Raw genomic sequence first — 20,135 nt, 5'->3', positions numbered from 1 at the left:
GACGTGGGCGTCCTCGGTCCGGACGTCGTCGACCGCCTCGTGCCGGTGCTCGAACTCGGCCTCGGTTGGATCGGCTTCATGGTCGGCTACCGGTTCGACGTGCGCACGCTCGATCGCGTGCCACGCCACACGGCGCTGATCGTCGCGATCGAATCGGCGGTGCCGTTCGTCGCGGTGGCGGCGGCGTGCGCCGTCGCGCTCATCGCGTTCGGCCGCGACCCCGGCAGCCCGGCCGTGTGGCGCGACGTCGTCGTCCTCGGCGCCTGCGGTGCGATGACCGCGCCGCGCTACACGCTCGGAATCGGCGACCGGGCGGCGCGACTGGGCGACGTGGACACCGTGGTCGGCGAACTCGACGAGATCGCCGGCGTCGTCGCTCTGGTCGTGCTCGGCGCGGTGTTTCGGCCGGCCGGCGGCGCGTGGGCGTTGCCGGCCGCCGGCTGGGTGTTCGTGCAACTCGGCGCGGGGCTCGCGCTCGGCCTGCTGTTGTACGTGATGCTGCGCGACGAATTGTCGGCCGGCGAACGACTGGCCGTCACGCTCGGGTTCATCGCCTTCGCGTCGGGGGTGGCGGGCTACCTGTTTCTGTCGCCGATCGCCGTCTGCTTCTTGGCCGGCTGGGTCGTCGCGAACCTGCCCGGCGAGCACCGCGCCGCGGTGTGGGACACGTTCCGGGCGCTGGAGCGGCCGATTCATCACCTGTTCTTGATCGTGCTGGGCGCGCTGTGGGCCGTCGACGATTGGCGGGGGTGGGCGCTCGTTCCGGTGTTCGTCGGCGCGCGGCTGGTGGGCAAAGCCGCGGGCCGCGCGGCGAGTGCGCGTGCGGTACGCCGGCGCGGCGACGAGCCGGCGGGCGACCGGGCGATCGTCGCGCCACTGAGCGTGCTGTCGATTGCGCTCGTCGTGAGCGTGCGCGGCCTGTACGCCGGCGAGACGATCTCGTGGCTGGTCACGGCCGTAGTCGGTGCGGCGATCGTCAGCGAGATTCTCGTGCAACTGGTGGCGCCCCGGCGCGACGACCTCAAACGGGAGCAGATGCAACAATCCGTGCCCGGAGAGCCGTCGGAGCCGGCGGGCCGCGCGACCGGCTCCGCGCCGACCGGCGGTGCGGCCGCGGTAGCCGGCGCGCGCGATTCGGGGGCGGGCGGCCCGCACGCGCCGGTGCCGGCGGGCCGCGGCGCGGGACCGGCGCGCACCACCGCCGGCGACGGCGGTGCCCCGGCCGCCGCCGCCGCGAGCGCCGCGCCGGACGGCCCGGCGACGGCCGCCGTCGCGAGCGCCGCGCCGGACGGTCCGGCGGCGGCCGCCGCGCTGGATGTTCCGGCGACGGACGCCGCGAGGGGCGCGACCGACGTGCCGGCGAACGACGAGACCGCCGCGGGCTCGGCCGCGCATTCCGGCGAGGAGGACCTCCGGTGAGGGCGCTCGTCGTGTTGTTCGCGCTCGGCGCGCTCATGCACGCGACCCGCAGTTTTGCCGACGCGCGCGCGGTAGCCGACGCGGAGTTGTCCTTCGGGTTCCTGTTGCTGTCGGCGATGTACGCCGGTGAGCTGTGCGCCGCGATCGCCGTGCCGCGGCTCACCGGGTACCTCGCGGCTGGCGTCGTCGCCGGCCCGTTCGTCCTCGACCTCGTGTCGATGGACATGGCCGGCGCGCTGCGCATGGTCAACGGCGTCGCGATCGCGCTGATCGCGTTGACCGCGGGCGGCGAACTGAGCGTGCGGCGCATGAAGCCGCTGCTGCGCACGATTCGGTCGATGACCGTGTGGGCGGTACTCGCCGGCGCGGTCGCTCTCACCGCGACGGTGTTCGCGCTCCAACCGCTGATTCCGGCGTTCGACGGGATCGGGACGGGGGCGGCCCTGGCGCTCAGCGCGATCGTCGGCGTGACGCTCGCGTCGCAGTCGCCGGCCGTGGTCATGGCGCTGTTGTCGGAGACGCGCGCGGACGGCCCGGCGAGCCAGACGATGCTCGCCCTCGTCGTCATCGCGGATCTGGTGGTGATCGTGCTGTACGCGCTCGTGTCACCGCTGGCGCAGCTCGCCGCCGGCGGAGGGTCGGTCGACGTGGGGCAGGTGGTCGCGACGATCGCGTGGGAGATCTTCGGTTCGGCTGGCATCGGCCTGGTCATCGGCGTGCTCCTGGCGCTGTTTCTCGCGAAGGTCGAGCGAGGTGCGGTGCTGTTCGTCGTCCTGGTGTGCGCCGTCGTGTCCGAGGTCGGTGCGGTGGTCCACCTCGACCCGTTGATCGTCACCCTCGTCGCCGGCATCTACCTCGAGAACGTGTCGCGCATCGACGCCACGTCGTTGATCCACGAACTCGAGGCCGGGTCCCTGCCGGTGTACCTCGTGTTCTTCGCGCTCGCGGGCGCGGGGCTCGCGCTCGACCTGCTGTGGGGCGTCGCGGTGCCGGCCGCCGTGATTGCGGTCGTGCGCGGCGCGGTGTTCTGGTGGGGCTGCCGGCGCGCGGCGCGCCGCACGAGCGCCGAGCCGGCCGTCGAGCGCTACGTGTGGGTCGGCCTGCTGCCGCAGGCGGGGTTGGCGCTCGCGCTCGCGCTGATCCTGCGCCGATCGTTTGCGAGCATCGGCGACGAACTCGCGGCGCTGGTGCTCGGCGTCGTCGCGCTCAACCAGATCGTCACGCCGATCCTGTTGCGCATCGCGCTGGTCCGCGCCGGCGAGGTGGGCCGGCGCGCGTAGGTTGGGGCCGCGTGCGCATCGCGCTCGTCCGCGCCGGCGAGGTGGGCCGGCGCGGGCAGATCCGGGGCGGCGAGCCCATCGAGCGGGGCGGCCGCCGCATGGGCCGCGGCTACGCCGGGTCGCCGCCGTCCGGCTCGACGCGGATCTCGCCCGTCCAGCGCACGCGCGGCGCCGGCGGGTGCGCGCTGCCGGTTCGGCCGCGGGCTGCCTCGAACCCGTCGACCAGTCGGTCGAGGTCGCCGCCGGCGGCGTCCAACTGCGTCTGGAGGTCGTCGCGCAGCCGCGCCGCGAGGGCCGGGGCGACGCCGTCGGTGGACACCGCGACCGCGACCGCGCCGCGACGGGCGACCGCGGGCATCGCAAGGTCGGATAGGTCCGGGCGGTCTTCGGCATACACGAGCACACCGCGGCGCCGGGCGTCGGCCGCGATCCGGCGGGCGGCCGGCTCGGGCAGCGACGCCGGCAAGAGCACCAAGAAGGCGCCCGCGCACCGATCGGGCGTCCACGCGCGCGCGGCGACGCGGTCGACGACCGCACCGGCGGCGCGCAGCGCCGGTTCGCGGGCGGACGCGTCGCCGACGGCGACGACGCGGCGACCGGCGACGTACAAGCCGGCGGGCAGGGCGGGGCGGCGGGCCATCGGTTGTAGGGTATAGTGCCGCGGCAGCGCGATGGCAAAGACGGGAGAGGACAAGCGGAAGAGGCCGCGCCGCCGGACGGACCGACCGGCGGGCGGGGCGGCGGGCCGAACGGCCGACGCAGACGTCCTCGAGCCGGAGGTCGTCGATGTGGAGGTCGCCGACGACCTCGACGACTTCGACGAGGGGCTCGACGTCGTCGACGACGTCGACGACGCCGCGAACGATCCCGCCATCCCGCTCATCGACGTCGATGCCGACAACGTCGAGCTGCGCGCGGCGGCCGGCGGCGGCAAATCGGTCGCGAAGTACGACCCGATGGCCGCTTACATGCAGGAGATCCGGTCCATTCCGGTGCTCAGTCGCGAACAGGAGCACGAACTCGCCGTGCGCTGGGCCGAGCAGGGCGACGTCGATGCCGCGCGCCAGCTGGTCGAGGCAAACCTGCGCCTGGTCGTCAAGATCGCCTACGAGTACCGCCGCGCGTACCGCAACATCCTCGACCTGGTGCAGGAGGGCAACATCGGCCTGCTGCAGGCGGTGCGCAAGTACGATCCGCACCGCGGGGTGAAGCTGTCGTCGTACGCGGCGTGGTGGATTCGCGCCTACATATTGAAGTTCATATTGAACAACTGGCGGCTGGTGAAGATCGGCACGACCCAAGCGCAGCGCAAGTTGTTCTACAACTTGCGCAAGGAGAGCGAGAAGCTCGAACGGTTGGGGTTTCGGCCGACGCCCAAGCTGCTCGCGGCGCGGCTCGACGTGCCCGAGGACGCGGTGGTCGAGATGCAGCGCCGGCTGGCCGCGCCCGACGCGTCGCTCGACGCGCCGGTGGGCGGCGACGACGACGGTGCGCGCACGCGGCTCGATCTGATGCGCGACGACGAATACCGGCCCGACGTCGCCGTCGCCGACCGGGAGTTTCGCGATCTGCTGCGCGAGAAGCTCACGGCGTTCGCCGCCGGGCTCGAGGGGCGCGAAAAGACGCTGTTCGAAAAGCGCTGGCTCACCGACGAGCCCATGACGCTCCAGGAGATCGGCGACATGTACGGCATCTCGCGCGAGCGCGCGCGCCAGATCGAAAAGCGCATGCTCGACCGGCTGCGCGGCTACCTCGAGCGCGAGTTCGGCGGCGAGGTCGACATCTCCCAACTGGCCCCCGACTGACCCGGAGCGCATCGGCCCGCGCCCCGTGCTCGCGGGGCCGGCTCGCGACATTCCGGAGACGCCGCGCCACGGGGCCGGAGGTCGCGCGCGTCGCGGCGGGTGCGCACACTCGCGGGCGTCTCATGCGCGCCCGCACCGCCTACTCGCCGCGTTCGCGCTCGCGTTGGAGCGACAGCGCGAGCTGGTACAGCGCGCGGCGCGGCTTGCCGGTCGCTACGACGAGGCGCGCGGCCGCGTCCTTCGGCCCGAGGCCCGCGTCGAGCAGCGCGCGCAGCTCGGCCGCGATGTCGACCTGGTCAGCGGCCTCGTCATCTCGCGCGCCGGCCACCACGAGGGTGCACTCGCCGCGCGGCGGAGCTGCCGCGTAGCGGTCGTGCAACTCCGCGAGCGTTCCGCGGACGGTCTCCTCGTGCAGCTTGGTCAGCTCCCGGCACACCGCCGCGCGGCGCGCGCCGCCGAGGGCGTCGGCCAGATCGGCGAGCGTCTGCGCGACCCGCCCGGGCGCCTCGTACAGCACGAGCGTCGCGCGCTGGCTGCGGAGCTGGCCGAACAGCATCCGCCGTGGCCCCGGTTCGCGCGGCGGAAAGCCGACGACCATGAAGCGATCGGTCGGCAGGCCGCTGCCGACGAGCGCCGCGATCGCCGCGACCGGTCCCGGTACGACCTCGACCCGCACGCCCGCCTCGCGCGCCGCGGCCACCAGCCGCCAGCCGGGGTCGGACACACCCGGGGTTCCCGCCTCCGAGATCACGGCGACCGACGCGCCCGCTCGCAGGCGTGCCACCAGCTCGCTCGCGCGCTCGGCTTCGTTGGCGTCGAAGTAGCTCACCACCTCCTTGGGCCGGATGTCGAACCGGTCGAACAGCGTGCGCGCCGATCGGGTGTCCTCCGCTGCCACGACATCCACCTCGCCGAGCACGCGCACCGCGCGGTACGACATGTCCTCGAGATTGCCGATCGGGGTGGCGACGACGTACAGCACGCCGGGCTCGGTCGCGGCAGGCCGCACCGGGGCCCCCTTAGAACAGCACCATGCCGCGGACCAGCACCTGGTAGTCGAACGTGTCGTCCTGCTTGTAGCGGTGGCCGGCCTGGTCGATGAGCGGGACGTGGTACGGGTTGACCTCCTCCGGCTGGTCCGGGTCGACGGTGTCGTCGTTGTCCGGCTCGCAGCCCGAGGTCTGGCCGGCTGCGCACTGCGGCAGGTCGCGGCCGGCGTCGGCGAACGTGATGAGGTGCGACGTATCGTGGACGATCTGCGCGCCGACGCTGAAGCGTACCCGTTCGCCGAGCTGGGCGTTGATGCGAATGCGTCCGGCGAACCGCATGTAGTTTTCGACGTTCGTCACGCCGGGATGGCGCACGCCTTGAAGGCCCGGCGTCGCCGGGTCGCCGTCGAGCGCCAGCGGTCCCGGTCCGGCCGATCCGTCGGGCGCGCGGTCTGGATCTCCCGCGAGTTGGAACACCTCCCACATCGGCGTGTAATCCCGGCCCTCGAAGTGCGCCTCGGCCAGCATCGACAGCTCGAGACCGATCCGTTGGGAGTCGGCGGCGTGTTCCCAGGTGACGCCCTCGAAGCCGAAGCGTACCCCCGCGAGCTGCTGGGCCGCAGCGCGCTCCTCGCCGAACCCGAGTTCGACGAAGTGAGAATCGTCGGTCTTGCCGATCGGCGCCTGCCACCACAGCTCGACGAACGGCTCCGCCCACCCCGCGCGCTTCGCGACCGACGTCCACAGGCGCACCTCGTGCAGGCCGCGGCCGACCCCGGTCGACCGGGACGGCCGCTCCGGGTCGAACTCGGCGGTGTCGCCGACCGCGAGGCGCAGCTGCGCACCGATCTTCCACGTGGGTTTCGTGTCGTCGCGGCGCTGGTTCATCGGCGCCCACGCGAGGCCCACGTGGAGCTGGTCGAGTCCCTTGCGGGGCGTGCCGCGAAAGATCGTCGGATCGTCCGGGTCGGTGAAGCCCGGGCCGCCGGGATCGTCGGCGTCGAACCCGGTCGGCGGCAACAGGCCGTCTTGCACGGTAGTCGAGTTGAGCGCGTTGACGCAGGTGGCGCCGGGTGCCGGCGGCAGCACGCAGCTACCGGCCGTACGATCGAACGACAGCGTGTACGCGTCGCGCAGCACGACCGGCAACGCCAGCGACAGCTCGACGTCCGGAGCGAGGCCGACCGTGAGCCGAGGCGTGATCGTGTGGCGCGTGCCCTCGTAGACGAGATCCTTGCCGAGCGCCGTGCGGTCGACCAAGTTCGGGTCCACCACGCCCGCGATCTCGCGTTTGATGCCGGCGCGGTAGCTCGAATAGGCGTAATCGATCGACACGTGCAGGTCGAACGGGTCGTCCTCGTCGAACGAACTCGCAATCTCCGTGTAGTCGCCGCCGTCGGCGCGAACGACGGCGGGGCGTGCGAGCGCGCACGCGGCGGCGAGCAATCGGATCCAGCGAGCCAAGGCCGAGCCATGCTAGCAAGAGCCGTGTCGCGGGCAAAGTCCCCGGCGGCGGTTGCGCCCGGCCGAGTTCGCCGCCGCTGGCCGGGTGTCGCGCCGATTCGCGCGCCGACCGGGGCGGCACCCGTGCGGCCTTCCGGCGAGCGCGCCGGGCGAGACGACGACGACGGCGTCCGCCGGGTGCCGGCCGGGCGCCGCGACGGGATCCGGTGCGGATCCGCGCCTCGCGACCGGGGCGCGACCTCGCGGCGGTCTACGACTTCGCGGGCGGGTCGGGCGCCTCGCGATCGCGCAAGCCGAACTCCTTCATCTTCATCTGAAGACTCTTGCGGCTGATCTTGAGCAGCTTTGCGGCCTGCGTCACGTTGCCGCCGGTTTCGTCGAGCGCCCGGGCGATGAGCTCCTTTTCGACTCGCGTCGTCTCCGCCCGAACGATGTCCTTGAGGGACGCCGGCTGGCCGCTGGCGATCGGGTCGCCGGCCGCGACCGCGGGGCGCCGCTCGCTGGCAATGCGGTCGCCGGTCGCAGGCGCGTCGCCCAACTCCTCCGGCAGGTCGGTCACATCGATCGTGGCCCCCTTGCAGAACAGCAGCGTGCGTTCGAGCACGTTCTCGAGCTCGCGAATGTTGCCGGGCCACGAGTGCTCCTGCAGCCGGGCCAGCGCGGCGTCCGATATGCCGGCGATATCCTTTTTCAGCCGCAAGTTGAACTTGCGGATGATGTGGTCGACGAGCAGCGGGATATCCGACTTGCGCTCGCGCAGCGGCGGAATGCGGATCGGTACGACGTTCAGTCGGTAGTACAGGTCCTCGCGGAACGTCCCGGCGCGCACTTCCTGCTCGAGGTCGCGATTGGTCGCCGTCACCAGCCGAACGTCCACTTTGAGCGTCTTGATGCCGCCGACCCGCTCGAACTCCGACTCCTGGATCGCCCGCAGCAGCTTCACCTGCATCTCGACGGGAATCTCGCCGATCTCGTCGAGAAACAACGTACCGCCATCGGCCAGTTCGAATCGTCCCGGTTTGGAGTTCGTCGCGCCCGTGAACGCGCCCTTTTCGTAGCCGAACAGCTCCGACTCCATGAGCGTCTTTGGGATCGCCGCGCAGTTGATGCGAATGAACGGCTTGTCGCGCCGCGCGCTGTGCTCGTGCAGCGCGCGTGCGACCAGCTCCTTGCCTGTGCCGGACTCCCCCGTGATGAGCACGGTCGACGGCGTGTCCGCGACCTTTTCGATCACGTCGTAGATGTCCCGCATCTCCGGGCTGTCGCCGACGAGGCCGAAGCGGCCGCGGGCTTCACCTTCCTCGGCGATCGCGCGCAGGGCGCGGCGGTTCGCGGCGCTCTGCTTGACCGCTTTCGCCACGATCTGCCGGATCTGGTCCTGGTCGAACGGCTTCTCGATGTAGTCGAACGCGCCGGCCTTGACCGACGCGACCGCATTGTCGACCGTGCCAAACGCCGTGATCATGATGACCGGCGTGCCCGGTTCGCGCCGCGTGACCTGTTCGAGCACCTCCATCCCGTCGACCCGAGGCATCTTGAGGTCGGTGATCACGACGTCGATGTCGCTGTCGAGCCGTTCGAGCGCCTCGGCGCCGTCGGTCGCTTCGACGACCTCGTAGCCGTCGCGCTGCAAGATCGCGGACAGGACGCGCCGGAGGTTGCGCTCGTCGTCGGCGACGAGAATGCGGCCATGGGCGGTCATACCTCGCCGGACTCTACCATTGAGCCCCTGGTGCGGTGCGGCTCGGCGGTGTCGGCGCGCGGCCGGCCCGGGTCGCTGCCCGGGTCGGTGCCGGCGCCGGGATCGGTCGGCTCCTCCGGCTCGACGTCGGCCCGGAGCGCGTGCAGCGGCTGGGTCGGCGATTCGGCGACTTGTTCGGCGGTGCGCGGGGCCAGCGACGGCCCCAGGGCCGGCAGGAACACGGAAAAGGTCGCGCCGTGGCCCTCGCGCGAGCGCACCTCGATCGTGCCGTTGTGCTGCGTGACGATGCGCTGCGAGATCGCGAGCCCCAGGCCGGTGCCCTTCTGCTTGGTCGTGTAAAACGGGATGAACAGGTTCTTGCGCTTGTCGCGGGGGATGCCCGGGCCGGTGTCGCGAAACCGGACCTCCGCAAACGAGCCGTAGCCGAGCGCGCTGCGCCGCCGCCGCGTTGTGATGATCTCGAGGTGACCGCCGTCCGGCATCGCCTGGAGCGCGTTGAGCCCGAGGTTGAGGAACACCTGGCGGAGCTGCTCGGGATCGCCCGCGACCGGCGGCAGCAGGTCGTCGAGCTTGACGGTGATCTCCACGTTGGCCGCATCGTCGCTGGCCTCGAGCAGTTGCACCGTCTTGCGGACGACTTCGTTGAGGTCGACCTGGACGTGGTCGCTCGTCTCTCCGCGGGCCGGCCGGGCATAGTCGAGAAACTGGGTCACGACCTTGTTGAGGCGGTCGGTCTCCTGAATGATGATGTCGAGGAACTCGCTGATGTCCTGCTGCGACTTGATCGGCGCACCATCGGGGCCGACGAGTAGCTGGGCGGCTCCCTTGATCGCGCCGAGCGGGTTGCGGATCTCGTGCGCGAGGCCGGCCGCCATCTGGCCGATGTCGGCCAGGCGGTCGCGCTCCTTCATTTGTTCGAATGCCTGCGTGTTCTCGATCGTCAGCGCCGCCTGCGCGGCCACTTGCGCGAACAGGTCGATCTCGTCGACGCCGAACGCGGTGTCGGCGCGCTCGTCGCGCACCGCGATCAAGCCGAGCAACCAAGGTCCTTTTTCCGTCTCCTCGGAGCCGAGCATCGGCACGACGATGGACGCGTGCATGTCGTCCATCGCCCGCGCGATCGCGTCGAGCGATTCGATGGCCGTCTTTTGCGAGCTGGCGCTCGCCGCCTCGAGAAACTCCAGTTCGCGGCGGAGCGTGTCGATGTCGATCGGCCCCTCGCGGAGCCGATCCAGCAGCGGCCGGTAGGCCGCCGCCTCGATGCGCTCGATCGGTTTTTCGCCGTAGTGACCGGCCAGGTCGTACCCGCCGCCGTCGGAATCGAGCAGGTAGACCGACGCGTGGGTGACGCGCCGCGACTCCTCGAGTGCGGCGAGAATGATGTGGACCATCGTGTTGACGTTGACCACGTTCACGAGCGACGCGCGCAACCGCTCGAGGCGGCCGCGCAGTTCGTGGCGCTGGCGCAACAGCCACCGGTTGATGCTGTTTTCCAGCCGCGTGCGGACCGGCTCGAACAGGATCAGAATCACGAACGAGGCGACGAGGGTGTTGAGCAGGAACAGGCCCTCTTGCCCGCCGCCGACCCACGCGAGCAATAGGCCGTACACGGCGGACAGCAGCACGACGAGCGTGCCGAGTACGACGATCTTGCCGACCAGTTCGTTGAGGTCGAGCAGGCGATAGCGAAACAGCGTCTGGGACAGGAAGTACAGATACAGGATGGTGAGGACGTTGCCGATCGTGGGCCATGCGATGCCGAACCTCTGCGGCAGGTAGTCGGTGAGCGCGAGCGTGATCGACACCAGGCCGCCCAGCATCAGGTAGCGGATGCGCGTCTTTTCGACCTTCGTGACGGTGGCGCGGTACTGCAGGTAGAGATCGAGGACGCACCGGTACAGCCCGCCGAACACGTAGGCGCCAAACGGGATCTGGAACCACAACTCGCCGTGGATCGGCGTCCGGCCGGTGAGCGCGCGGATCGCCGAGTAGATCAGGGCCAGATAGGCGGCGACCGTCCATACGAGCGTGACCCGCGGCGGCCGCGGTTTGCCGCCGAGGCGCGGCTCCGCCAAGAAGTGGCGGAAGAACCGCAACGCGGTCGGCGGGATCGTGGCCGCCGGCCACAGCGCGAGCCACGCGAACAGCTCGCTGCCGGTCGCGCGGGCGACGAAGTTCAGCAGGTGCCACAGCGCGAGCGTGAACGTGAACGACGCGAACGATGTGTAGGTCTTGCGGGTCCGGTCGCGCAGCAGCACGGACGCGCCGATCGCGAGGGTGACGAGCGCCGCGAGCAGCGACGATGTGGCGAGGATGTTCATGCGCGCGTGACGACCCGCCGCGCGGGCCCCGGTCGACATGGTAGCCTGGCGGCCGGTGAACGCGCAGACCAAACAACTGCTTCGCCGGCTGCCGAAGGTGGACGCGCTGCTCCGCGAGTCGGACGTGGCGGCGATCGCGGCGCCGCGCTGGGCGGTCGCGGAGGCGGCGCGGCGGGCGATCGACCGGCGCCGCCGGCAGATCCTCGCGGGAGAGGCGGAGCGGCCCGACGTCACCGCTGCCGAGGTGGAGGCGATCGCTCGCGATCTGGTCCGGCCGTCGTTGCGGCGTGTGATCAACGCGACCGGCGTTGTGCTGCACACGAACCTGGGCCGCGCGCCGCTACCGGAGGCGGCGGCGGACCGCGTCCGCGAGATCGCCACCGGCTACAGCAACCTCGAGTATGACGTGGACGGTCGTTCCCGCGGGTCGCGCCACGCCCATCTGGCCGGCGTGTTGCGCGACCTCACCGGCGCCGAGGACGTCGCGGTGGTCAACAACAACGCCGGGGCGGTCCTGATCGCCCTGTCGGCGCTCGCCGCCGGGCGCGAGGTGGTCGTATCGCGCGGCGAGCTGGTCGAAATCGGCGGGTCGTTTCGCATTCCCGACGTCATGCGCCTGTCGGGCGCGCGCCTCGTCGAGGTTGGCACCACCAACAAGACCCACGCCCGCGACTACACGGCCGCAATTTGTGACGACACCGCACTTTTATTGAAGGTGCATCGGTCCAACTTCGATGTGGTCGGCTTTACCGCCGAGGTGGAACTCGACGAGCTGGTCGCGATCGGCCGGGCGCACGGTCTGCCGACGATGATCGATCTCGGATCCGGTGCGCTGATTACGAGCGCCGACCAGCGGGCGATCGGCCTGCCGGGCGAGCCGAGCGTCCGCGAGGCGCTCGCCACCGGGGTCGACTTGGCGACGTTTTCCGGCGACAAGCTGCTCGGGGGCCCGCAGGCCGGCGTGCTCGCGGGGCGCGCGGCGGCGATCTCCGCGGTCCGCGCCCATCCGCTGATGCGCGCCTTGCGCCCCGACAAGATGACGATCGCCGCGCTCGAGGCGACCGCGTCGCTCTACCGCGACGGGGCGCTCGATCAGATCCCGGCGATCGCGATGCTTCGCGCCGGCGCCGAGCAGCTTCGCGCGCGCGCCGACGCGATCGTCGCGCGGGTCGGCGAACCGCCGGCGTGGCTGGCGGTCGCGGTTCGAGCGTGCGACTCGGCGGTTGGCGGCGGCGCGATGCCGCGGGCGGCGCTGCCGTCGTGGGCGGTCGCGCTGCGGCCGCGCGATCCCGACCGGCCCGGCTGCAGCGCCGGCGCGATCGACCGCAAGCTGCGCGCGCGGCCGGTGCCGATCGTCGGTCGAATTGCGGACGACGAGGTGTGGCTCGACGTCCGCACCGTGCGCGACGCCGAGGTCGCCTCGGTGGCCGACGCGATCCGCTCGCTGTGATAGTCTGCCGGCTGTGGCGGGAAAGGAAGCCCCCGAGGGCGGACCTCGCATCATCGCCGTCGCCAGCGGCAAAGGCGGGACTGGCAAGTCACTGGTGGCCGCCAACGTCGGCATCTTTCTCGCGACGCTCGGCCGCCGCGTCGTAGTCGTCGACGCGGCGTTCGGCAGCGCCAACCTGCACCAGTTCGTCGGGGTACCGCGGCCGCACCACACGCTCGCGCAGTTGCTCGCCAACGCGAGCGTCCCGGTCGACCAGGTGATCGTCGACACGGGCATCCCGTCGCTCGGGCTGCTCGCGGCCGAGGGCGACCCCGCGACCGCGGCGAACCCCAAGTCGGCGCAGGTCAACAAGCTGATCGCGCGACTGCGCCAGATCGACGCGGACGTGGTCGTACTCGACCTCGCCGGCGGCACCGCCGGCACGACCCTGGACCTGTTTCTGGTCGCCGACGCCGGCGTCGTGGTCGTCGTGCCGGAGCCGCCCGCGGTCGAACTCGGCTACCGGCTGATGCGCGCCGCGTTCGTCCGCCGGCTTCGCAAGGTGGGCATCGGCGCCGCCGCCGATTTCCCCGCGGACGAGCTGCGCATGTACGAGGGGGGCATCCCGTCGCCGATCGACATCCGCGACCGGGCGCGCGACCTCGACGAGGGGCTCGCGGACCGGGTGGACGCGGAGATGCGCCGGTTTCGCCCGCGGCTCGTCGTGAACATGGCGCGGTCCAAGGCCGACATGGCGCTGTGCGGCGATCTCGCGCGGGCGGTGCAGCGCCGGTTCGGCGTGCCGGTCGATCCGCTCGGCTACCTCGAATACGACGACGCGGTATCCGTGTCGGTGCGCCGGCGCCGGCCGTTGCTCGTCGAGCATCCCGAGTCGCGGGTCGCGCGTTGCCTCGAAAAGGTCGCGCGGCGGCTCGTCGGCCGCGACACCGCCGAACTGCCGGCGTTGCCCGCGTCCCCGGAGACGTACTACGACCTGCTCGGCGTCGACCCCGGTGCGACCGAGGAGGAGATCCGGCGGGCGAACCGTCGGGTGCGCGAGGTGTATGGGCGCGACTCGCTGGTGGTCGGTGCGCTGTACAACAAATCGCGGCTCGACGACCTGCACGTCAAGCTCGACGAGGCGTACGAGACATTGATGGACCCCACGTCGCGCAAGGCCTACGATCAGGCGCTGTTTCCGGGCGGCGTGCCGCAGGCCGCGCGCCGCGAGGACAGCGACAACGCGCTCGCGGCAGTCGATCGCGCCGCGCCCGCCGAGCCCGCGCCGCCGCCGCGCCCGTCGCCGCCGCCGCTCGCGCCGGACACCGAGTTCACCGGAGCGCTGCTTCGCGAGGTGCGCGAGGCGATGGGCATCGACCTGCGCGCGATCGCCGAGCGCACCAAGATCGGGATGGCCTACCTCGAGGCGATCGAGGAGGAGAACGTGCGCAAACTGCCCGCCACCGTGTACGTGCGCGGGTTCCTCGTTCAGATCGCCCGCATGCTGCAGCTGGACGAGGAGCGCGTCGTCGACACGTATCTGGCGCGGTTTCGCCGGGCGCGCGCCGCGACACAGCCCGGCTGACGGAGGCGGGGGCCGCTCGGACGCCGCAGGCGCGCCGTGGCCGAAACTGTCGCATTCGTGGACACCCGGACGCCGGGGGTGTCGCATGCGGCGTCGACGGCAGCTGGCGCTGCCACCGCGACGGGGCCGACCGGCGCGTAGCGTACGGGAATTTGAGAGGAAATGCCTGGCGCGCCGATTGCTATGGCGGGCGCGCGATGCGTTGGTTTTCCTACCTGATGGCGGTGTGGGTCGCGGCCGCGGCGTGCGCACCCGAACAGGCGGGCTACGAGGAGACGGAGCCCGAGGGCGGCTGGGACGAGACCCGGGACGGCAAGTTCGAGTCGATGGCCGGGCCGATCGTCGTCGTCGAGGTAGGCGACGACTTCGTCGAGCTGCGCAACGACGGCGCCGCGCCCGTGGACCTGGTCGACTTCCGGGTGTCGTTCAGCTACCGCCGCGTCGTGCTCCAGCCGCATCCGGGCCGCGCCCACGTCGTGCCGCCCGGCGGGCTCGCCGTCGTGGCCGACGCCGGCTCGGACGTCCTCGCGCGCCTGCCGGCCTGGGTGCCGGCGGTAGCCACCTCCAAGCCGCTGGATGCGCTGCTGCGCTACAGCAAGCGGCTGATCGTGCGCACGCCCGATCTGTGGGTGTCGGACCGCGCGGACGCCACCGAGCCGGCGGCGCCGGGCGTGTCGGTCGAGCGGCGGCTCAAGACGCGCTGGCAACTGTCGCGGTTCGGCGCGACCGCGGGCGTGCGCAACGCGGTCGACACCGGCCGCATTCGCACCTGGTTCGCGCTGCCGGGGGTGCAGGCAGCCAACCCGCTGCCCGCGGCGCTCGCCGCGTGGATCGAGGAGGCCCGCTTCTCCCTCGACGCGGCGCTGTACCAAATCGATCACCCGCAGGTCGTCGCCGCGCTCGCGGACGCCGCCCGGCGCGGCGTGCGCGTGCGCGTGGTGACGGACTCGACCTACCTCGACGACCCGAGCTACGCCGGCGCGTACGGCACCCTGCGCGCGGCGGGGGTGGCCGTCGTCGGCGACGGCCGCACCGCACGGCAGCACAACAAGTTCCTGGTTCGGGACGGCCGGTGGGTGTGGACCGGCTCGTACAACCCGCTGGCGGAGGACGGCCGCGGATTCATCGCCTGGGACAATGCGATGTCCATCGATTCGCCCGCACTCGCGGCGACGCACGCCGCGGAGGTCGACGAGATGTTCGCCGGCGCGTTCGGCCCGAGCAAACGCGACGGCGGCGGTCACGTCGCCTACGTCGACGGCGCGCGGATCGAGGTCTACTTTGCGCCGACCGACGACCCGCGGCGACACATCCTCGACGCGATCCGCGGGGCGCGGCGCAGCATCTACTTTTCGCAGTTTTCGTTCTACGACGAGGAGATCGGCGCCGAGCTGCTCGCGGCTGCCGACCGCGGCGTCGACGTGCGCGGCGTGGTCGACCGCCGCTCCGCCAACGCGGCGACGCAATACGGCGCGCTCGTCGGCGCCGGGTTGGACGTGCGCCGCCCGTACTTCGACGCGCTGCTGCACAACAAGGTCATCGTGATCGACTACGGCACCCCCGGCGCCACCGTCATCACTGGCTCGTTCAACTTGACTGCAAAGGCGGCCACGTCCAACGACGAGAGCGTCGTCATCGTGCGCGACCCGCAGGTCGCGCGCGACTACTACGCCGCGTGGCGCCGCGCGTACGACCGCAGCGCCGGCCCCAACACCGACACGACCGGGCTCGCGCCGGTCGCGATCAGCGAGGTGTTCGTGGGCGAGGGCGACGATCCGTTCGTCGAGCTGGCGAACCTCGACGGCGGCGACACGCCGCTGGCCGGGTTGGTTCTGTGCGGCCGCGACGGCGGCGAGATCGCGCTGTCCGGCGCGGTGCCGGCCGGCGGGCGTATCGCGGTGGCGGCCGACGGCCTCGACCTCGACTATGCCGATGCGCTGGTCGTGGTCGACGGACGCGGCCGCATCGTCACCAGCTTCGACGACCCGGCCTACCCCGGCGCGGGCCGGTCGCTCGAGCGCGAGGACGTCGCGGTGCCGGACCTCGACGCGCCGTGGCGGCCGTCGCAGGTGGAAGGCGGCACGCCCGGCTGGTAAACTGGCGATCCATGGCGACCACGATCGACAACCCGAAGCGCGCGCGCCAGCTTGCGCGGGCGATCGCGTCGGACCTCACTCTGTACCACGAGGCGAAGATCCTCGAAGGCATCGCCAACGACACCCTGTTCGAGGTGATGAAAGAGGAGATCGACGAGGGTCGCGAGTTGTTCCAGAGCCGCGTGACCCCGGAGATCTTCGAGCAAAACATCTACGACCGCGCGATCGTGGACGTTCTGGTCAAGTCGAAGGGGCACGTCAAATCGAAGATCTGGTAGCGCGCCAGCGGGTCGTCTTCGAGGGGGCCGATCGCGTTCGGCTCGACCAGTTCGTGGCCCGGATCGTGTCGGACCGGGTTCGCGCGCTGTCGCGCGCGCAGGCGCAGCGCCTGATCGACGCCGGCGACGTCACCGTCAACGGCGCGGCCGCGCGCCCCGGCTATCGGTTGCGCCCGGGCGACGCGGTCGAAGTCGTCGTGCGCCCGCCGGTCGAGGCGCGCGCGGTGCCGCAGGACATCCCGCTGACGGTGCTGTACGAGGACGAGCACCTGATCGCGATCGACAAGCCGGCCGGGCTCGTCGTCCACCCGGCGCCGGGCCATCCCGACGGCACGCTGGTCAACGCGCTGCTCGCGCACTGCCGCGACCTGTCCGGGATCGGCGGGGCGTTGCGCCCGGGCATCGTCCATCGCCTCGACAAGGACACCTCCGGCGTGATGGTCGCGACCAAGACCGACGCGGCGCACCGGGCACTGGTCGACCGGTTCGCCTCCGGCAAGGGCAGCGCGATCGAGCGCGAGTACATCGCGGTGGTGGCGCCGCCGCCGCGGGCGCGCGAGGGCGTGTTCGACACGCTGCACGGCCGCCACCCGAACGACCGCAAGAAGTTCTCGTCGAAGGTGGCGCGCGGCAAGCGAGCGGTGACGCACTGGCGCGTGGTGCAAGACCTCGCCGGCGCGGCGGTGGTGCGCTGCACGCTCGCCACCGGCCGCACCCACCAGATCCGCGTCCACTTCGCGGACGCCGGCTCGCCGGTCGTGGGCGACGCGGTCTACGGCCGGCGCCGCCGGCCGTTCGCGGACCGGATCGACCGGCAGGCGCTGCACGCGGCGGTGCTGGCGTTCGCGCACCCGATCACCGGCGAGCCCTTGCGGTTCGAGTCGCCGCTGCCGGACGACATGCGGCGGCTCATCGCGGCGCTCGCCGGCTGACGGCGATCGCGCGGGGAATTGCGTTGCATCGGCAACGTCGCGTGTGCAGGACGGCGAGCGCGCCGGCGAGCGCGCCGACGGCGCCGCCGAGTACGAGCGCACCGGTCCACGCGAGCGCCATGAGCCACGCCGGAACGGGCGGGGCAGGCGGTCCCCGATCGACCGGAACGGAGGCCGCCGCGGCGGGGCACACCGCGGGCGGGTCGGCCTCGACGACCGCTGGCGGCGGTGCCGGCGATCCGGCCAGCAGCACGCCGGTCGGCGTCACGCGGTCGACGCGCACGTGCTCGGACACGCCGAACGCGGCGCATCCCGCCAGCCGCGCGAGGTTGTCGAACCGGCCCGGCGCGACTTCGACGAACGTGTAGGCCAGGTCGACCGGCTCGTCGTCGACGAACAGCTGCCAATCGCCGTGGTCGACCGGGCGCTCGACGACCGATTGCGCGCGTCGCGGCGTCCCCGGGGCGGGCTCGCCGCACGGCTCGCACCACGGCAGCCAGTTCGGGTTGCGGGCGACGATGTGTCTCGCCCGGGCGGCGACCTCGGGTTCGACCCAGGCGCACTGGTCGGCGCGGGCGGCGGGCGCGGCGGCCAGCGCGCCGGCGCACACGGCGACAGCGACGGGCACGCGGAGTGCAACGCGACAGGTCATGTGGAACCTCCTCGGGACGACGAGAGCGCCGCCGGAGCGGCCTCCGTTGAACGCGCGGCGGGCCGGGATGATTCACTCGGCCCGCGCCGCGCGAGCCGGCGGATGGCGGCCGCGGCCGCGGCGACGCCGGCGAGGATCGCGCAGCCGCCGAGCACCCAGGCGGCGTGACGGGCGAACCCCGGCCGGCCGGCGGCGCCGCGCAGCGCCGGCACCGCGAGAGCGATCGCCAGGTAGGCGCCGATCGCCGCGGCCAGCGCGCGCGCGGCCGGCGGGCGCGCGGCGGAGCGGTCCAGCGCGCGCGCGGCCGCGGTCACGCCGGCGAGGCCGGCGAGGTATACCGCGATCCCCACGGCGCGGTGCAGCGCCGCGGGGTCGGCGCCGCGCGCGTCGATCCAGCGCAGGTGGAGCGCGATCGCGAGCGACAGCCGCACCGCGTTGGCCGCCAGCGCCGCGGCGTAGGCGACCGCGGCGGCGCCGGCGACGCGAGCCGCGGCGGACCGCGGCCCGCGCACGCCCGGCAGCCACACCAGGACGACCGCGACGAACGCGGCGAGCGCGAAGTTCACGCCCGCGCAACTCGGCGCGATGATGTACCGGTAGTCGGCGCTCACCCAGCCGGCGCCCGGCTCGAACGCGAACGCGCCGCCGACGGCCCACGACACCGCGCGCGCGGTCGGCGCGAGGATCCACGCGAGATCGGCGGCGGTCGCATCGCGATAGTGCGCCTTGCCGGCGTAGACGACGGCGGCGGCGGCGACGGCGGCGGCCGCGCGCCACGCGAGCGCGGCGTCCGCGCGCGGCCGGCGGGCGAGCGCCGCGGCGGTCACGGGGCCTCCCGGCGGCGGCGCGCCGCAACGAACGCCGCCGCGAGCGCGAGCGCGGCCAGAAGGGGCGCCAGCGGCGGCTCGGAGCCGACCCCGATCGCGGTGTCGCTCACGCCGGCGGGCAGCGGCAGCGGTTGATCGACCGGGACGGCGGCCTGCGCCGCGCGCACGACGTGATGGACCGCGACGAACGACGTGTACTTGGTGAGCAGGTTGTAGCGCAGGCCGAGGGCGAGCACTTCGTCGCGGTGGGCGTCGCCGGTCGCGTAGTCGGACAGGCGCGCGATGCGGTCGCGCGCCCACAGCAGGGCGAGCGCGCGGTTGCGCGGGTCGGGCGTGAACTGGCCGACGTCGAGCGTGTCGACGAAGCGGCCGCGGCCGGACACGCCGGTGACGCGGATCGTCCCGCGCGGCGTCCCGCGCCACTTGCCGAACACGACCAAGGGCCGTTGGGCGAACACGTCCGGCGGCGCGATCGGCTCGACGTCGTACGCGTCGAAGCCGTCGAACGCGATCTCGATGTCGGTGAGCACGGGCGCGGCGACGTAGTCGCGAAACCGCGCGGCGGCGGCCGTCGCGCTGCCGGGGTAGTCCACGACGAACGGCTCGCCGCGGCCGGCGCGCGCGATCCCTTCGATCAGGTGGCGGTTGACGCCGTCGCCGATGCCGAACGCGAACACGTTGGCGTCGCCCGCGCGGCGGCGGATCGTGTCGAACACCTCGGGTTCTTCGGCGATGTAGCCGTCGGTGATCACGACGAACGTGCGCGCGACGCCGGCCCTCGGCTGCGGCAGGTCGAACGCGGTCTGCAGCGCCGGCAGAAGCTCGGTGCCGCCGCCCGCGCCTTGCCGATCGATCCACGCCAGCGCGTCGGCGATCCGGTCGCGCGCTGCGGGCACCGACACGTCGCTGTAGACGGACGACGCGCCGGCGAACAGCACGACGTCGAACTGGTCGGTCGGCCGCAGCCCGGCGACGAGGTCGCGCATCAACGCCTTGGCTGTGTCGAGCGGGAAACCGGACATCGACCCGGACACGTCGACGATGAACACGTACTCGCGCGGCGGCACCATGTCCGCCGGTGGGCGCGGCGGCGGCTGCACCGTCATCAGAAAGAACCGCTCGTCGCCGCCGTCGTACAGCAGCATGCCGGACGCGAGGTCGGCGTCGGCGAGACGATAGCGCAGCACGAAGTCGCGGTTGCCGCCGAGCGCCTCGCTCGGGTCGAGCTGGACGCGGGCCTCGCGCCTGCCCGGCCCCCACGCGGTGCGGATCGCGTGCGACGGCGACGCCAGCGCTCGGATCGGCATGCCCGCGGCGACGGACACGTTCAGATCGAACGCGTAGGTGGGCGGCTGG

16 protein-coding genes are annotated in these 20,135 nt (G+C 72.5%); 8 read left to right on the top strand and 8 right to left on the bottom strand.

Annotation, left to right across the window (positions count from 1 at the left end; all coding sequences use genetic code 11):
- Positions 1-3 precede the first annotated feature (3 nt).
- Together D6689_02185 and D6689_02180 are read left to right on the top strand one after the other, a co-directional pair.
- Positions 4-1,419 carry a hypothetical protein gene (locus D6689_02185; GenBank protein RMH44521.1) on the top strand — a complete coding sequence of 472 codons (1,416 nt, stop codon included), beginning with the start codon at positions 4-6 and terminating at the stop codon, positions 1,417-1,419.
- Positions 1,416-2,699, top strand: coding sequence for a sodium:proton exchanger (locus D6689_02180; protein RMH44520.1), 1,284 nt, complete (start codon positions 1,416-1,418; stop codon positions 2,697-2,699). The genes D6689_02185 and D6689_02180 overlap by 4 nt, the downstream gene beginning before the upstream one ends.
- A gap of 109 nt (positions 2,700-2,808) precedes the next feature.
- On the opposite strand, the gene D6689_02175 is transcribed toward D6689_02180, so the two are convergent.
- On the bottom strand, positions 2,809-3,339 hold the full coding sequence (locus tag D6689_02175; GenBank protein RMH44519.1) for a hypothetical protein: 531 nt from the start codon (positions 3,337-3,339) through the stop codon (positions 2,809-2,811).
- Between the two features lie 31 nt (positions 3,340-3,370).
- Here D6689_02175 and D6689_02170 point away from each other — a divergent pair, with 31 nt between their 5' ends.
- On the top strand, positions 3,371-4,504 hold the full coding sequence (locus tag D6689_02170) for a sigma-70 family RNA polymerase sigma factor (protein RMH44518.1): 1,134 nt from the start codon (positions 3,371-3,373) through the stop codon (positions 4,502-4,504).
- A gap of 139 nt (positions 4,505-4,643) precedes the next feature.
- Here the strand turns inward: D6689_02170 and rsmI are convergent, their stop codons facing one another.
- The 4 genes from rsmI to D6689_02150 form a co-directional block, all read right to left on the bottom strand.
- Positions 4,644-5,483, bottom strand: coding sequence for a 16S rRNA (cytidine(1402)-2'-O)-methyltransferase (gene rsmI / locus D6689_02165; GenBank protein ID RMH44524.1), 840 nt, complete (start codon positions 5,481-5,483; stop codon positions 4,644-4,646).
- A 40-nt stretch (positions 5,484-5,523) separates the two neighbouring features.
- Positions 5,524-6,957, bottom strand: a complete 1,434-nt coding sequence (locus D6689_02160) for a hypothetical protein (GenBank protein ID RMH44517.1) — start codon at positions 6,955-6,957, stop codon at positions 5,524-5,526.
- 250 nt (positions 6,958-7,207) lie between these two features.
- A complete protein-coding gene (locus tag D6689_02155) occupies positions 7,208-8,659 on the bottom strand; it encodes a sigma-54-dependent Fis family transcriptional regulator (protein RMH44516.1) in 1,452 nt (483 codons plus the stop codon).
- The gene (locus D6689_02150; GenBank protein RMH44515.1) at positions 8,656-11,019 is read right to left on the bottom strand and encodes a GAF domain-containing protein; all 2,364 of its coding nucleotides are present in this window, start codon (positions 11,017-11,019) and stop codon (positions 8,656-8,658) included. Before D6689_02150 ends, D6689_02155 begins: the two co-directional genes overlap by 4 nt.
- On the opposite strand from D6689_02150, the gene D6689_02145 reads away from it, so the two are divergent.
- From D6689_02145 to D6689_02125, 5 genes are all read left to right on the top strand, one after another.
- Positions 11,018-12,430 (top strand): L-seryl-tRNA(Sec) selenium transferase, encoded by a 1,413-nt coding sequence (locus D6689_02145; protein RMH44514.1) that lies wholly within the window; start codon positions 11,018-11,020, stop codon positions 12,428-12,430. The genes D6689_02150 and D6689_02145 overlap by 2 nt on opposite strands.
- On the top strand, positions 12,345-13,994 hold the full coding sequence (locus D6689_02140) for a hypothetical protein (GenBank protein ID RMH44513.1): 1,650 nt from the start codon (positions 12,345-12,347) through the stop codon (positions 13,992-13,994). Before D6689_02145 ends, D6689_02140 begins: the two co-directional genes overlap by 86 nt.
- 197 nt (positions 13,995-14,191) lie before the next feature.
- Entirely contained in the window at positions 14,192-16,090 is a 1,899-nt protein-coding gene (locus tag D6689_02135; protein RMH44512.1) for a hypothetical protein, read from the top strand.
- An 11-nt stretch (positions 16,091-16,101) separates the two neighbouring features.
- Complete coding sequence (locus tag D6689_02130; GenBank protein ID RMH44523.1) at positions 16,102-16,368, top strand: hypothetical protein; 267 nt, start codon at positions 16,102-16,104, stop codon at positions 16,366-16,368.
- Positions 16,362-17,300: an RluA family pseudouridine synthase gene (locus D6689_02125; protein ID RMH44522.1), complete on the top strand. Its 939-nt coding sequence runs from the start codon at positions 16,362-16,364 to the stop codon at positions 17,298-17,300. Before D6689_02130 ends, D6689_02125 begins: the two co-directional genes overlap by 7 nt.
- Here the strand turns inward: D6689_02125 and D6689_02120 are convergent.
- The 3 genes from D6689_02120 to D6689_02110 all read right to left on the bottom strand — a co-directional run.
- The gene (locus D6689_02120; protein ID RMH44511.1) at positions 17,278-17,928 is read right to left on the bottom strand and encodes a hypothetical protein; all 651 of its coding nucleotides are present in this window, start codon (positions 17,926-17,928) and stop codon (positions 17,278-17,280) included. The two genes, D6689_02125 and D6689_02120, sit on opposite strands and share 23 nt — an antisense overlap.
- Before the next feature lie 20 nt (positions 17,929-17,948).
- Positions 17,949-19,202 carry an exosortase K gene (gene xrtK, locus D6689_02115; GenBank protein RMH44510.1) on the bottom strand — a complete coding sequence of 418 codons (1,254 nt, stop codon included), beginning with the start codon at positions 19,200-19,202 and terminating at the stop codon, positions 17,949-17,951.
- A partial coding sequence (locus D6689_02110; protein ID RMH44509.1) for a VWA domain-containing protein occupies positions 18,776-20,135 on the bottom strand: 1,360 nt, incomplete at its 5' end. The genes xrtK and D6689_02110, both read right to left, overlap by 427 nt.

The organism is Deltaproteobacteria bacterium, from assembly GCA_003696105.1.
Classification (GTDB): domain Bacteria; phylum Myxococcota_A; class Polyangia; order Haliangiales; family J016; genus J016.
This window is presented reverse-complemented; position numbering and strand designations above follow the sequence as displayed.

Excerpts from the sequence above, each read along its gene's own strand:
- D6689_02175 (RMH44519.1), bottom strand. The coding sequence starts at position 3,339 with ATGGCCCGCCGCCCCGCCCTGCCCGCCGGCTTGTACGTCGCCGGTCGC.
- D6689_02170 (RMH44518.1), top strand. The coding sequence starts at position 3,371 with ATGGCAAAGACGGGAGAGGACAAGCGGAAGAGGCCGCGCCGCCGGACG.
- D6689_02155 (RMH44516.1), bottom strand. The coding sequence starts at position 8,659 with ATGACCGCCCATGGCCGCATTCTCGTCGCCGACGACGAGCGCAACCTC.
- D6689_02145 (RMH44514.1), top strand. The coding sequence starts at position 11,018 with ATGGTAGCCTGGCGGCCGGTGAACGCGCAGACCAAACAACTGCTTCGC.
- D6689_02150 (RMH44515.1), bottom strand. The coding sequence starts at position 11,019 with ATGTCGACCGGGGCCCGCGCGGCGGGTCGTCACGCGCGCATGAACATC.
- D6689_02135 (RMH44512.1), top strand. The coding sequence starts at position 14,192 with ATGCGTTGGTTTTCCTACCTGATGGCGGTGTGGGTCGCGGCCGCGGCG.
- D6689_02130 (RMH44523.1), top strand. The coding sequence starts at position 16,102 with ATGGCGACCACGATCGACAACCCGAAGCGCGCGCGCCAGCTTGCGCGG.